At 71.4% G+C, this 13,963-nt stretch carries 10 protein-coding genes; 5 read left to right on the top strand and 5 right to left on the bottom strand.

Annotated elements, in window-relative coordinates; all coding sequences use genetic code 11:
* Positions 1 to 14: 14 nt before the first annotated feature.
* Positions 15 to 2,501 (bottom strand): YfhO family protein, encoded by a 2,487-nt coding sequence (locus ACFQ87_RS21605; protein WP_380612417.1) that lies wholly within the window; start codon positions 2,499 to 2,501, stop codon positions 15 to 17.
* 158 nt (positions 2,502 to 2,659) lie between these two features.
* Here ACFQ87_RS21605 and ACFQ87_RS21600 point away from each other — a divergent pair, with 158 nt between their 5' ends.
* From ACFQ87_RS21600 to cimA, 5 genes are all read left to right on the top strand, one after another.
* Positions 2,660 to 3,223, top strand: coding sequence for a Uma2 family endonuclease (locus tag ACFQ87_RS21600; RefSeq protein ID WP_380612416.1), 564 nt, complete (start codon positions 2,660 to 2,662; stop codon positions 3,221 to 3,223).
* 58 nt (positions 3,224 to 3,281) lie between these two features.
* The gene (locus ACFQ87_RS21595; RefSeq protein WP_380612415.1) at positions 3,282 to 4,319 is read left to right on the top strand and encodes a 3-isopropylmalate dehydrogenase; all 1,038 of its coding nucleotides are present in this window, start codon (positions 3,282 to 3,284) and stop codon (positions 4,317 to 4,319) included.
* Positions 4,320 to 4,532: 213 nt separating this feature from the next.
* Positions 4,533 to 5,645: a branched-chain amino acid aminotransferase gene (locus ACFQ87_RS21590; protein ID WP_380612414.1), complete on the top strand. Its 1,113-nt coding sequence runs from the start codon at positions 4,533 to 4,535 to the stop codon at positions 5,643 to 5,645.
* A 95-nt stretch (positions 5,646 to 5,740) separates the two neighbouring features.
* Positions 5,741 to 6,307, top strand: coding sequence for a Uma2 family endonuclease (locus ACFQ87_RS21585; RefSeq protein ID WP_380612413.1), 567 nt, complete (start codon positions 5,741 to 5,743; stop codon positions 6,305 to 6,307).
* 328 nt (positions 6,308 to 6,635) lie between these two features.
* Entirely contained in the window at positions 6,636 to 8,240 is a 1,605-nt protein-coding gene (gene cimA / locus ACFQ87_RS21580; RefSeq protein ID WP_380612412.1) for a citramalate synthase, read from the top strand.
* A gap of 64 nt (positions 8,241 to 8,304) precedes the next feature.
* On the opposite strand, the gene ACFQ87_RS21575 is transcribed toward cimA, so the two are convergent.
* The 4 genes from ACFQ87_RS21575 to ACFQ87_RS21560 all read right to left on the bottom strand — a co-directional run bounded on the left by ACFQ87_RS21575 (position 8,305) and on the right by ACFQ87_RS21560 (position 13,513).
* Positions 8,305 to 8,889, bottom strand: coding sequence for an ATP/GTP-binding protein (locus ACFQ87_RS21575; protein ID WP_380612411.1), 585 nt, complete (start codon positions 8,887 to 8,889; stop codon positions 8,305 to 8,307).
* Complete coding sequence (locus tag ACFQ87_RS21570; protein ID WP_380612410.1) at positions 8,870 to 9,532, bottom strand: DUF742 domain-containing protein; 663 nt, start codon at positions 9,530 to 9,532, stop codon at positions 8,870 to 8,872. The genes ACFQ87_RS21575 and ACFQ87_RS21570 overlap by 20 nt, the downstream gene beginning before the upstream one ends.
* A 161-nt stretch (positions 9,533 to 9,693) precedes the next feature.
* Positions 9,694 to 10,107 carry a roadblock/LC7 domain-containing protein gene (locus tag ACFQ87_RS21565; protein WP_097236138.1) on the bottom strand — a complete coding sequence of 138 codons (414 nt, stop codon included), beginning with the start codon at positions 10,105 to 10,107 and terminating at the stop codon, positions 9,694 to 9,696.
* A 10-nt stretch (positions 10,108 to 10,117) separates the two neighbouring features.
* Positions 10,118 to 13,513 carry a nitrate- and nitrite sensing domain-containing protein gene (locus ACFQ87_RS21560; RefSeq protein WP_380612409.1) on the bottom strand — a complete coding sequence of 1,132 codons (3,396 nt, stop codon included), beginning with the start codon at positions 13,511 to 13,513 and terminating at the stop codon, positions 10,118 to 10,120.
* Positions 13,514 to 13,963: the final 450 nt, after the last annotated feature.

Genomic DNA, 13,963 nt, shown 5'->3' with positions numbered 1-13,963 from the left:
CGGGCCGCCCCTCGTCATGTCCCGTCGGGGCCCCGGACGGCCAGGCGGCGGTCGCGGCGCGGGATTCGGGTCGGGCGGCGGGAGAGGCGGGCGAAGACGGCGACCAGGGCGAGGACCGCGGCGGTGGCGGAGGTGACGGTGAGGCCCTCGGTGAGGCCGGGCGGGCGGAAGGCGCAGGTGAGGCGGGAGGCGCCGTCGCCCAGGGGGACGCCGATCATGCCGAGGACGGGGGTGGGGACGGCGGCGGGGCGGCCGTCGACGGCGCAGGTCCAGCCCTCGGTGGCGGGGACCGAGAGCAGCGCGGTGCCGGTCGAGCCCGCCGGGAGGGTCGCGGTGAGGGTGTGCCCGCCGGCCTCGACGCGGGTGGCGCCGGTGGCGGTGAGACGGGCGACGGCTGCCTCCAGGGCGCCGGCCCGCAGGCAACCGATCGGGCGGGCGGGGACCTGAGTGACGACGTCCGAGCGCAGGGTCACCCGGACCACCCCGTCCGCCGGGACGGTCCCCAGCCGGTGGATCGCCACCGCCGTGGTGGGCTGCTCGCCGTCGCTGCGGTAGCTGGTGCCCAGGCCGCTGACCGTGCCGCGGTACCAGACCCCGTGGAAGTAGGCCGTCCCGCCGGGGGTGCAGCCGGCGGTGAACACCGTGCCCTCGCCGCCGCCCGGCACCGACCAGCCGCTGGTGCCGTGCAGGGTGGGCACCGGGCCGCCGGCCGGCACGGGCAGCGGGGCGTCGTAGACCTGGCTGCCGAGCAGTGACTCCTGCCTGGACCAGACCGAGGAGGTGTCCGGCCGGGCCCCCGGCGGCAGCACGGTGACCAGCGGCGGCGCGGCCGCGCGTCCGGGGGTGAAGCCGTCCGGGGGCGGTCCGTCGTCCAGGTGGGCGCGGACGGCGAACAGGGCCTGCCCGACCGGGTCGGTGACGCTGGTGGTCTGCCGCCCGCCGGCCGTCCAGCCCGCGCCGAGGTCGTGCAGCAGCAGGGCGGTGACGGTGGGCAGGTAGCCGCTGAAGTAGCCGCCGCCCTGGCCGTTCAGCAGCAGCGGGTCGTTGGTGCCGAAGGCGTGCGGGCCGGGGTCGCTGCGGCCGTCCGGCCAGTCGGCGGCCTCCCGCACGGCCGCGTACCCGGCCCGCACGGCGGCCGGGGAGGCGGTGTCGGCCGGGGCCGCGCCGAGCGCCGCGTACCCGGACCAGACGGCGTTGCCGAGCACCGCGCCGCCGAGCACCCAGGTGGCGAGGACGTTCGCCCGGCGGTCGGTGTGCCGGCGGTCCAGCACCAGGAGCGCGGCCAGCAGCACGACGCCGCCGACGCCCAGCAGCACCCAGGTGGAGGCGGGGACCGAGTGCCGGCTCGCCGCCAGCCCGGCGACCACCGCGGTGACGGCCGCGCCGCCCAGCAGGGTGAGCCAGTCCGGCCGGTGGGCCAGCGACACCCAGCCGGCCAGCACCAGCAGCCCGCTGAGCACGAAGGCGGCCCGGTACGGCCCGCCGGCCGGGATCGCCAGGCCGTGCCAGACCAGCACGGTCGGGGTCCAGACGAAGCTGAGCACCACCAGCACCAGCGCCGTGCACCAGACCGCCCGCTCGCGGATCCGCACCCGGCGGTTGAACGCCAGCCCGCACACCAGCAGCAGCCCGAGCACCCCGATCGCCACGTCCGGCAGCGGCTGCCCGCCCTGGGCGGTGGGCAGCAGCCGGGCGAGGTGGCCGCCGAGCCCGCCCGGGCCGACCGGCTGCACCGGGGACTCGGGCTGGGCGCCGCGCGCGGCGCGGACGGCGACGAACAGCACGGGGGAGACGAGCAGCACCCCGGCGGTGGTCAGGGTGACGGCCCGCCCGGTGGTCCGGACCCGGTGCCGGAACGGCCGCGGGGTGGCGAACATGCGGACGGCCAACAGGAGTCCGGCGATCAGGGTGGCCAGTGCGGCGGTGTAGAGGTTGCCCGCCCAGGCGAGGGCCACGCAGAGCGAGCCGGCCACCCAGCGCCGCTCGTGCAGACACCAGTCCCCGACCAGGCCGAGCAGCGGCAGCGACACCAGGCCCCAGAGCCACATCGGTGCCGCCCCGCCCACGTCCAGCACCCAGGCGCAGAGCCCGTACCCGACGGCGGCGAGCGCCCGCAGCCAGTGGGGGCCGGGGTGGAGGCGGCCGAGCAGATGGGCCATCAGGGCGGTGGCGAGGCCGACGGTGGCCAGGGCGACCAGGAAGACGGCGAGCGGCCCCTGGTCGCGCGGGAGCAGCGCGGTCGGCCAGGAGAAGGGGTTCATCAGGTAGGCGAAGAAGTCCGGCAGGAAGGGGGCGCCGTAGCCGCTGTTCCAGTTGAACAGCAGGTCCCCGGCGGCCCGTCCGTGCAGCAGGTCCCACAGGTGGGCGTGGTACGGCACGGCGACGTCGCCCGCCCCGGTCGGCCACCGCCCGCGCAGCCCGGCGGCCAGCGCGTACCCTCCCGCCGCCAGCCCGGCCGCACCCCCGCAGACCAGCACCTCCCGCCGCCGCTCGGTCCTCACGCACGCGCCCCGTTTCTGCCAGGAACCCCGGACCACGCCACCCTACGGGCGCCCGCGGCGCAACTCTGATCACCCGCGCTCCCTCGAAGGAGTGGCCTCCGAGGAGGCTTTGCCGAGTAGCCTGGGAGGGCCGTCAGGATGCCCCTATGGGAGGAACCATGAGCATCGCGCCGTACCCCGACTGGATTCGGCCTCCTGCCGGTGGCTACACCGCAGAGGATCTTGACCGGCTGCCTGATCTCCCGCCGCACACTGAGCTGATCGACGGGAGCCTGATCTTCGTGAGTCCGCAGACGAAGTTCCATGTCCGAGCGAAGCGCGTGCTCGAACGAGGGCTGGAGAAGGCGGTTCCGGAGGGCTGGGAAGTGTGGCCGGAGATGACTGTCACGCTAGACCGGCGGAACCGGCCGGAACCCGATCTCCTTGTGGTCCACGAGGACTCGGACACGGGCTATCGCCAAACGGGTTTCTCCGCCGAGCATGTCCTACTTGCGATCGAGGTCGTTTCGGAGGAGTCCCGCGAGCGTGACCGGGAGATCAAGCCGGGCAAGTACGCGGCAGCCGGCATTCGTCATTTCTGGCGCGTCGAATGTGACGAGGGCCGCCCGGTCGTTTACACGTTCGAGCTTGAGCCGGCGTCCAAGCGGTATTTCCCGACCGGGATCTACCACAAGCAGTTGAAAGTCGATCAGCCGTTCCCAGTGGAGATCGACCTGACCTGATCGTCCAGATGCTGGACGCGAGGTGTCAGGGGATGGGACGGCGGAGTAGGGTCCGAGTATGTCTCGCACCATTCGTCTCGCAGTTGTCCCGGGTGACGGCATCGGCCAGGAAGTGGTGGCCGAAGGCCTGAAGGTCCTGGAGGCCGTGCTTCCCTCCGACGTGAAGCTGGAGACCACCGAGTACGACCTCGGCGCCCGGCGCTACCACCGGACCGGCGAGACGCTGCCGGACGGCGTGCTGGCCGAGCTGAAGGCCTTCGACGCGATCCTGCTGGGCGCCATCGGCGACCCGAGCGTGCCGTCCGGAGTGTTGGAGCGGGGGCTGCTGCTCAAGCTGCGGTTCGCCTTCGACCACCACATCAACCTGCGGCCTGGCCGGCTCTTCCCCGGAGTGCAGTCCGCGCTGGCCGGACAGCCGCAGATCGACTTCGTGGTCGTCCGCGAGGGCACCGAGGGCCCGTACGTCGGCAACGGCGGCTCGCTGCGCACCGGCACTCCGCACGAGGTGGCCACCGAGGTCAGCCTGAACACCGCGTACGGCATCGAGCGCGTGGTGCGCGACGCCTTCCGCCGGGCCCAGGCGCGGCCGCGCAAGAAGCTCACCCTGGTGCACAAGAACAACGTGCTGGTGCACGCCGGGCACCTGTGGTCGCGGATCTTCGCCGAGGTCGGCCGGGAGTTCCCGGAGGTCACCACCGAGTACCTGCACGTCGACGCGGCCACCATCCACCTGGTCACCCAGCCGGAGCGCTTCGACGTCATCGTCACCGACAACCTGTTCGGCGACATCCTGACCGACCTGGCCGCCGCCGTGACCGGCGGCATCGGCCTCGCCGCGAGCGGCAACATCAACCCGAGCGGCGAGTACCCGGCCATGTTCGAGCCGGTGCACGGCTCGGCGCCGGACATCGCGGGCCAGGGCAAGGCCGACCCGACCGCCACCGTGCTGTCGGTCGCCATGCTGCTGGAGCACCTCGGCTTCGCCGCCGAGGCGGCCCAGGTGGAGGCCGCCGTCGCGGCGGACCTCGCCGAGCGCTCCGGCGTCCGCTCCACCTCCCAGGTCGGCGACGCGCTCGCCGCCCGAGTATCCGGCTAGCGGGCCGGATCGCGACAAGGGTCCGGCCAGGTGGGCCGGACCGCATAACCGCAGCTTGCAGCTCCCCAAGTAGAGGGAAGCTGTTCGGCACGGCCCCCTGGATGCGAGTATCGACAGTGGGCCGTGCCGTTGTGCGTCCGTTCCGGCGATGGATCGCCGTAACGTTCCTTCGGCGGGGCGGCCCGAACCAACCCCACGGTGAAGGAAACAGCCATGAGTACGCCCACCCAGGCGCCCATCACGTTCGACCTCAAGCCCTCCGCCCATCCGCTTTCCGCAGCGGAGCGCGAGGCCCGGCTGACCAACCCCGGCTTCGGCCGCGTCTTCACCGACCACATGGTCACCATCCGCTGGACCGAGGGCCGCGGCTGGCACGACGCCCAGCTGGTCCCGTACGCGCCGGTGGAGATGGACCCGGCGAACATGACGCTGCACTACGGCCAGGCGATCTTCGAGGGTCTGAAGGCCTACCGCCAGACCGACGGGTCCATCGCGACCTTCCGCCCGGAGGCCAACGCCCTGCGCTTCCAGGCCTCGGCCCGCCGCCTGGCGATGCCGGAGCTGCCGGTCGAGACCTTCGTCGAGGCCGTTGAGCTGCTGGTCCAGCAGGAGCGGGAGTGGGTCCCGAACGAGCCGGAGCAGAGCCTCTACCTGCGTCCGTTCATGTTCGCCACCGAGGTCGGCCTGGGCGTCCGCCCGGCGAACTCCTACCTCTTCATGATCATCGCCTCCCCGGCCGGCGCCTACTTCCAGGGCGGCATCAAGCCGGTCTCGGTCTGGCTGTCCAAGGAGTACGTCCGGGCGGCGCCCGGCGGCACCGGCGCCGCCAAGTGCGCGGGCAACTACGCGGCCTCGCTGGTCGCCCAGGCCCAGGCCGCCGAGAAGGGCTGCGACCAGGTGGTCTGGCTCGACGCCGCCGAGCACCGGTGGGTCGAGGAGATGGGCGGCATGAACCTGTACTTCGTCTTCGGCGAGGGCAAGGACGCCAAGATCGTCACCCCCGAGCTGTCCGGCGCCCTGCTGCCCGGCATCACCCGTGACTCGCTGCTGCGCCTGGCCTCGGACCTCGGCTACGCGGTCGAGGAGCGGAAGATCTCCACCGACGAGTGGCAGCAGGCCAACTCCGACGGCACCCTCACCGAGGTCTTCGCCTGCGGCACCGCCGCCGTCATCACCCCGGTCGGCTCGGTCAAGTCCGCCGCCGCCGACTGGACCGTCGGCACCGGCGAGCCCGGCCCGATCACCATGGAGCTGCGCCGGGCCCTGCTGGCCATCCAGGGCGGCCAGTCGCCCGACACCCACGGCTGGCTGCACAAGATCGTCTGATCGTGCCGCGCGGGCGCCCCGCGACACCGGGGCGCCCGGGCCGTAACCTCGAAGAATTCCGCTCGTTAGGGTCCTCGAACACAGTGGGAGGGACCGTGACCGCATTGCCGCACGGATACGCCGAGACGTCGTGCGCTCCGGAACATGACCTCCTCGAAGCCTTTCTGGCCCTGGACACCCCTGAGGGATTCAAGGCCGAGCTCATCGAGGGGAAGATCGTCGTGACCCCGCCGCCGGATGGTGACCACGAGATTGCGATCGGCCGGATCGTCTGGCAGGTCGCCCGCCAGTGTCCTGAGGGCATCGACTTCGCTCCGACAAAAGGGCTGATCGTACCCGGCGGACGGTTCATCCCGGATGGCACATTCACCGAGACCGATGCCTTGGCCGGACGCGAGTCCTGGTGCAAGCCGGACGGTGTGCTCATGGTCATGGAGGTTACGTCCACGCGTGCTGACAATGATCGCCTGACGAAGCGAAGGGGATACGCAGCCTCGGGGATCCCGCTCTATCTACTGGTGGACCGACAGAAGGGTCGGATCGCGCTGCACAGTGATCCGCGCCGGGGCGACTATTCGACTACGACGGATGTCGCGGTTGGAGAGCCTCTGTGGCTGCCGGAACCGTTCGGGTTCGAGCTTTCGACTGGCCGTCTGTTCTGACGCGTTTCGTATCGCGAGACGGGCGGGCCGGATCGTGGAAGCTGTGTCAGACTGCGAGCGTGTCCTCGCTGTCGCTGATTATTAGCAGCAGGCGCGCCGGTCCGCAGTGACCGCTTCCGCAGGACCCGATGCGGAGCGACCACGAGCGTCCAGACCCGCGCGCAGACCTCTCGCACCCGCGAGGGGTCTTTTTGTTTCCCCGGACCGGCCGACGGCCCCCACGAGGGGCTCGGGGACACCGGGGCCGCACGCGGGATCCTGGACAGTGGAGCCGGGACGAAGATCCGGCAGAGCAGTACGAACCTCCCCGAACGGAGAACCAGGGGCCATGACCGAGGTCAGCCGTACCGACGACAGTTTCCACGTGTTCGACACCACCCTGCGCGACGGCGCGCAGCGGGAGGGCATCAACCTGACGGTGGCCGACAAGCTGGCCATCGCCCGGCACCTGGACGAGTTCGGCGTCGGCTTCATCGAGGGCGGCTGGCCCGGGGCCAACCCGCGGGACACCGAGTTCTTCGCCCGCGCCGCCGCCGAGCTGGAGCTGCGCAACGCCCAGCTGGTCGCCTTCGGCGCCACCCGCCGGGCCGGCGGCAAGGCGGCCGACGACCCGCAGCTGGCCGCGCTGGTCACCTCCGGCGCGCCCGTGGTGACCCTGGTCGCCAAGGCGCACGACCGGCACGTGGAGCTGGCGCTGCGCACCACGCTGGACGAGAACCTGGAGATGATCCGGGACAGCGTCGAGTTCCTGCGCTCCCAGGGCCGGCGGGTGTTCATCGACTGCGAGCACTTCTTCGACGGTTACCGGGCCAACCGCGAGTACGCCCTCGCGGTGGTCCGCACCGCGCACCGGGCCGGGGCGGACGTGGTGGTGCTGTGCGACACCAACGGCGGGATGCTGCCGGCCGGCGTCCGGGAGACCGTCGCCGACGTGATCGCCGCGACCGGGGCCCGGGTCGGCATCCACGCCCAGGACGACACCGGCTGCGCGGTGGCCAACACCCTGGCCGCGGTGGACGCGGGAGCGACCCACGTGCAGTGCACCGCCAACGGCTACGGCGAGCGGGTCGGCAACGCCAACCTGTTCCCGGTGGTCGGCGCACTGGAACTGAAGTACGACCGGCGGGTGCTGCCCGCGGGCCGGCTGGCCGAGATGACCCGGATCTCGCACGCGATCGCCGAGCTGGTCAACCTGGCCCCGTCCACCCACCAGCCGTACGTCGGCTTCTCGGCCTTCGCCCACAAGGCGGGCCTGCACGCCTCGGCGATCAAGGTCGACCCGGACCTGTACCAGCACATCGATCCCGAGCTGGTCGGCAACACCATGCGGATGCTGGTCTCCGACATGGCCGGCCGGGCCTCGGTCGAGCTCAAGGGCAAGGAGCTCGGCTACGACCTCTCCACCGACCGGGACCTGGCCGGCCGGGTGGTGGCCCGGGTGAAGGAGCAGGAGAACCTCGGCTACACCTACGAGTCCGCGGATGCCTCCTTCGAGCTGCTGCTGCGCGACGAGGTGCGCGGCAGCCGGGACCGCTTCTACACCCTGGAGTCCTGGCGGACCATCAGCGAGCAGGGGCCGAACGGCTTTTCCGGCAACGAGGCGACCGTCAAGCTGCGCGCCAAGGGTGAGCGCCGGATCGCCACCGGCGAGGGCAACGGCCCGGTGAACGCGTTGGACCAGGCGCTGCGGACCGCCCTGGAGGGCATCTACCCGCCGCTGGCCACCTTCGAGTTGGTGGACTACAAGGTCCGCATCCTGGAGGGCCAGCACGGCACCGGCTCCAAGACCCGGGTCCTGATCGAGTCCACCGACGGAACCTCGGCCTGGTCCACGGTCGGCGTGGCCGACAACGTGGTCGCCGCCTCCTGGCTGGCACTTGAGGACGCGTACACCTACGGCCTGATCCGGGCCGGGCTGGAGCCGACCGAGTAACCGGTCCGAACCCGCCGATGGTCCACGGGACTTGGTGAAGTTCAGTGGGCCATCGGCGCGGGCGTCACCGGAGTCGGGCGAGCAGGGCGTGTTCGACGAGGGTGATGAGGGCGCTCTTGGCGCTGTCGCGGCGACGGGCGTCGAGCGTGATGACGGGGGTGTTCTCGCCGAGTTGGAGCGCCTCGCGGACCTCTTCCGCGGTGTGCGGCTGGTGTCCGTCGAAGCCGTTGAGGGCGACGACGAAGGGCAGTCCGCTGTTCTCGAAGTAGTCGAGGGCGGGGAAGCAGTCCGCGAGGCGGCGGGTGTCGACCAGGACGATGGCGCCGATGGCGCCGCGGACGAGGTCGTCCCACATGAACCAGAACCGGTCCTGTCCGGGGGTGCCGAACAGGTAGAGGATCAGGTCCTCGTCGAGGGTGATGCGGCCGAAGTCCATGGCGACGGTGGTGGTCGTCTTGCCGGAGACGTGGCTGATGTCGTCGATGCCGGCGGAGGCCGAGGTCATGACGGCTTCGGTGCGCAGGGGGTTGATCTCGGAGACGGCGCCGACGAGCGTGGTCTTGCCGACACCGAAGCCGCCCGCGATGACGATCTTCGCGGAGGTGGTGGCGCGGGTGGGGGCGGCCGCGTTAGAGCTTGCGAAGTCCACTGAGGACCCTTTCGAGCAGCGTGACGTCGGGCTGGTTTCCGGATTCGCCCCCGGAAGCGGGCTGGTGGATGGCGACGAGGCCGGCCTCGGCCAGGTCGGCCACGAGGATGCGGGCCACTCCCAGGGGAAGGGAGAGCAGCGCCGACACCTCCGCGACGGACTTGACCTCCGTGCACAGGGTGCAGATCCGCTGGTGCTCGGGGAGCAGGGTGGCCAGGCGCTGCGGGTCGACGTCGGCGGAGACCAGGGCCTCCAGCGCGAGCTCGTAGCGCGGCCGGGTGCGACCGCCGGTCATCGCGAACGGCCGGATCAGCGGGCCCGAGTCGGGCTCGTCCTCGAACTCCTCGACGTGCCCGGGCTCCTGGGCCGGCTGGTAGCCGGGCACCTGGGCGGGTGCCGGGGCCGGCCAGCCAGTCGGTTGCGGGCCGGGTGGCGGGGTGTCGTAGGCGGGCTGCTGTCGGGCGTACGGGTCGTGCTGGCCGTACTGCTCCTCGGGACCGGGGTACGGGTGCTGCTGGGGCTGCCCGTACTGGTGCCGGCCGTACTGCTGACCGTGGCCGACGCCGGGTGCTCCGAAGGCGTCATGGCCTGTGCCAGGGTACGGAACGCCGTACTGGCCGCTGCGGTCGTCTGGCGGTGTCACGGTTCCTCTCCTCACAGGGTGCGGCGGTGCGGTGCGAGCTTCGGTACGAGTCCGGAGCCGGTGGTGCGAAGGCCGTACAACGTCCGAACCCGAGCCCGCCGAAGCGGGCCCGGGAAGGACGCGGAGGTGCTTCGAATACCTGGACGGTATCCGACGAACCGTCAGTGCAGGAGACTGCCCTGGAGTTCCGCGCGAAGTGCGGGGGTGAGGACGGCGCCGGCTCGGTCGACGAGCAGGGCCATTTCGTAGCCGACGAGGCCGATGTCGGAGTCGGGGCTGGCCAGGACGGCGAGGGCGGAGCCGTCGCTGATGGCCATGAGGAACAGGAAGCCGCGCTCCATCTCGACGACGGTCTGGTTGACCTCGCCGCCTTCGAAGATCCGGCTGGCGCCGGAGGTGAGGGAGGTGAGGCCGGAGGCGACGGCGGCGAGCTGGTCGGCGCGGTCGCGCGGGAAGCCTTCCGACATGCACAGCAGGAGGCCGTCCGCGGAGACCACCACGGTGTGGGACACCCCGGGGGTGTTGTCCACGAAATTGGTGATCAGCCAGTTCAGGTTCTGTGCGGCCTGGCTCATCTGAGTCAACTCAACGCTCCTGGTGGTTCGAGCCGCCGAAGAGATCGGTGCTCCGGTTCTGTCCGTTGCCGGACTGGTCTACCTGATCGGGGTCGATCCGGAAGCTTCCGGTGTTGCCGGCGCTGCGGCCCTGCTCCACACCGCGGCGCAGGTTGGTGAGGCGGCCACGGACCTCCTCGGGGCTGCGGGAGACCTGCGGCCCTTCCTGCGGGGTGGGCTTGGCGTTGCCGGGCACCAGGTTCTGCTTCGGCACGCGCCGGGGCAGGCCGGCCCCGGTGGTGCCGGAGGACGAGGGCTCGCGCAGCTGCTCGGCGCGCTGCCAGTCGCCGTCGTTCGGCGACTGCCAGGCGGAGCTGGCGGTCGGGCCGGTCGGGCCGTAACCGCCGAGCGAGGACACGTCGTGGCCGCGCGTCTCGGCGGACGACGAGGTGTCCTTGGCGCCGGCGAACCAGTTGGGGCTCTCGCCGGACGGGCTGCCGCCGGCCGGGGCGCCGCCCAGGCTGCCGCCCGCCAGCTGCTGGCCGGGGCGGCGCTGGGGCAGCCCGGACGGCAGGGTGGTGGCGGGGTCGGCGGCGGGCAGGGCGGGCGGCTCCGGGGAGTACGGGTGGGCGGCCGGGGCCTCGCCGGCCCGGCGGCCGTAGCCGTCCTGGGCGTACTCGTCCTGGCGGTAGCCGCCCTGGTCGTTGCCGTACTGGTCATTGCCGTACTGGTCATTGCCGTACTGGCCGTACTGGTCGTCCGCGTAGGCGCCCTGGTCGTAGCCCTGCTGCGGGTACTGGCCGTAGCCGTCCTGGGCGTACTCGTCCTGGCGGTAGCCGCCCTGGTCGTTGCCGTACTGGTCGTTGCCGTACTGGCCGTACTGGTCGTCCGCGTAGGCGCCCTGGTCGTAGCCCTGCGGGGCGTACTGGTCGTAGCCCTGCTCGTAGTCCTCCTCGACCTCGGCATCCACCACGGGCGGCTGCGGGGAGCCCTCCAGGGCCGCGCGGCGGACCTGGTCGAGGCGCTGCGAGCGCTGGACGGACTCCAGGGCCGGGCTGAAGCCGGAGGAGCCGGCGTTGCCGATGCCGGTGAGGTGGTCGTCGAAGCCCAGCTCGGCGGCGCTGCGGGAGTGGCTGTCGGCGGCCCAGTCGGAGGTCGGCTCCTGGTCGGCGAAGATCCGGGAGACGGTGAACTGCTCCTCCGGCTCCGGCGCGGCGCCGCCCTGGGTGACGAACGGCGGGAGCATGACCAGCGAGGTGGTGCCGGCCGACTCGCCGGACGGGCGGAGCTGGACGCGGATGTCGTGCCGCTGGGAGAGCCGGCCGACCACGAAGAGGCCCATGCGGCGGGAGATGGTGGCGTCGACCGTGGGCGGCTCGGCCAGCTTCTCGTTGATCTCGGCGAAGTCGTCGGCGGTGAGGCCGATGCCCTTGTCGTGGATCTCGACCAGGACGCGGCCGTCCGGCAGACGGGTCGCGTTGACCAGCACCCGGGTCTGCGGGCTGGAGAACGAGGTGGCGTTCTCCAGCAGCTCGGCGAGCAGGTGGACGAGGTCGGTCACGGCGGCGCCGACGACCTCGACCTCCGGGATGCCGGACAGCTCGACGCGCTCGTACTGCTCCACCTCGGAGGCGGCGGCGCGGAGCACGTCGACCAGCGGGACCGGGGTGTTCCAGCGGCGGCCGGCCTCCTCGCCCGCGAGGACGAGCAGGTTCTCACCGTTGCGGCGCATACGGGTGGCCAGGTGGTCCAGCTTGAAGAGGTTCTCCAGCTGGTCCGGGTCGGCCTCGTTGTTCTCCAGGTCGGTGATCAGCGCCAGCTGGCGCTGGATCAGGCCCTGGCTGCGACGCGACAGGTTGGTGAAGATCGCGTTGACGTTCCCTCGGAGCAGGGCCTGCTCGGCGGCGAGCGCCACGGCCTGCTGGTGGACCTGGTCGAAGGCCCGGGCGACTTCGCCGATCTCGTCCTTGCCGTGCAGCGGGATCGCGCTCACCGAGGTGTCGACCCGGTCGGGGTCGGTCTTGGAGAGCTTCTCGACCAGGTCCGGCAGACGGTGGTCGGCGATCTCCAGGGCGGCGCTGCGCAGGGTGCGCATGCCGAGGATCATCGAGCGGGCGACGTAGCCGGTCAGCAGGCCGGCCAGGATCAGCGCGGCGACGACGATGACCGTGTTGAGGATGGCGTCGTAGAGCGCGTTGTCCTTGAGGTTGCGGGAGTCGGTGAGGACGTCGTCCAGCAGCGTGACTTCGGTGTTCCGCAGGGCCTGGATGTGGGTACCGGCGGCCTGGTTCCAGTTGTCCGGGGTCAGACCGGCGCTCTTGGCCTCGGCGAACGCGGCGTCGGCCGTGGCCTTGCCCCTCTGCTGGCCCTCGGCGGCGGCCTGGGCGTAGTTGCCGGCGATCGCCAGCAGGCCCTGCATGGTGGGCAGGGTGCCGTTGGGCATCTTGAGCGCCGTGCTGTCCTTCGTGGGGGCCAGGGCGACCTGCGCGTCCGCGTACTTCCGGGCGTCCTCGGGGGCGCTACCGGTGTTGAACTCGCTCAGCGAGACCTGCTCCAGCTTCTCCGAGACCAGGATCTGCTGGGTCATGTCCTGGTTCTCGTAGCGCGTGGTCGTGCCCTGCGCGATGCCGACCAGAATGCTCAGCATCAGCGAGCGCTGGGTCGAGGCGGAGGCCTTGGCCAGCGACATCGCGTAGATCGCGCGGCCCTTGCTGGTGGCGTTGGAGGAGCCGTTGCCGACCGAGTTGTCGTAGGACAGCAGCGGCGCGAACATCGTCGAGTAGGCGTTCGCGGTGGCGCTGGCGAACAGCTCCTTGCCGTACGCGACCTGCCGCAGGTGCGGTAGGTCCACCACGAGGATCTGGAAGGCCTCGTGGCGGCGCGGCAGCTCGCCGGACTTGTCCGAGGCCTCGTACGCGGCGTTGTAGGCCTTCAGCGCGGCGTCCGTGTCGGCGCGGCGCTTGGTGACCTCGTTGTTCGGGTCCTGCCCGGTGATCAGGGGTATCAGGGTCTTGTCGCGCTCGTTCTCCAGCGCCTCGGCGAGTTCGGTCGCCGCCTTGGCCAGTTCGGCCGTCTTCTCGGCGCGGGACGCCTTGATGTAGCCGTCGACCGAGGTGTTAACGCGCAGACCGCCGAAGACGAGACTGATGATCACGGGGATCAGCAGAATCGCGATCAGGCGGGTCGGCACGCGCCAGTTGCGCGGGCGGAGGAAGTCGTACCGGCTGGAGCCGCCGTCGGCGGGTGCACCGGCGCTGTCGCGCGGCTCGTTGGCCGATGTCGGGGGCTTGGGGGCCGGAGTGGCCGGGGCGCGCTCCTCGGTGGGAGTGAACGCGGAGAATCCGGCCTGGTCCGCGGCGGTACCGTTCGGCTCGCTCTGGCGGGGCTCGGAGCGCCGCTGCGGGGCGGGTTGCTGCTTACGCCTCACTCGACAACTACCTCTCGGCCGACTTGCCGGCCATGGATCAATCCAGCGCTACCCCCGGGGCCCTGGCCCGTCACCGGACGCGGCCGGCGGGGGATGTTCAGGGGCAGCTGGAATTTCAGCACGTGCAGGGATGGGGGACAAACAGCCCCGGTGCGGTACCCGCGTCGGCACAATCCGGACAATCAGCGACATGGCGGAGCAAAACCGTGGTCATCTGGCGCTGAGTGACGCTGTTTCGCCACGCTGCGTCATTGTTGATCACAAAATGCCTACCGAACTGTTATCCGCTGCTTATACACGGGTCTTGCGCGGGGCCCTCGGAGGACACCGGCCGGTAAGCGTCACCGCCCCGGGGGGGGGTGATTGGTGTGGGGTGCGGGAGGTGGTGGGGGGGTTGTCCTTGTCGGAATACCCCGCCCATAATCGGAGCAGAAGGGGAGTTGGGATCAG

The organism is Kitasatospora sp. NPDC056531 (genome assembly GCF_042794375.1).
Classification (GTDB): domain Bacteria; phylum Actinomycetota; class Actinomycetes; order Streptomycetales; family Streptomycetaceae; genus Kitasatospora.
This window is presented reverse-complemented; position numbering and strand designations above follow the sequence as displayed.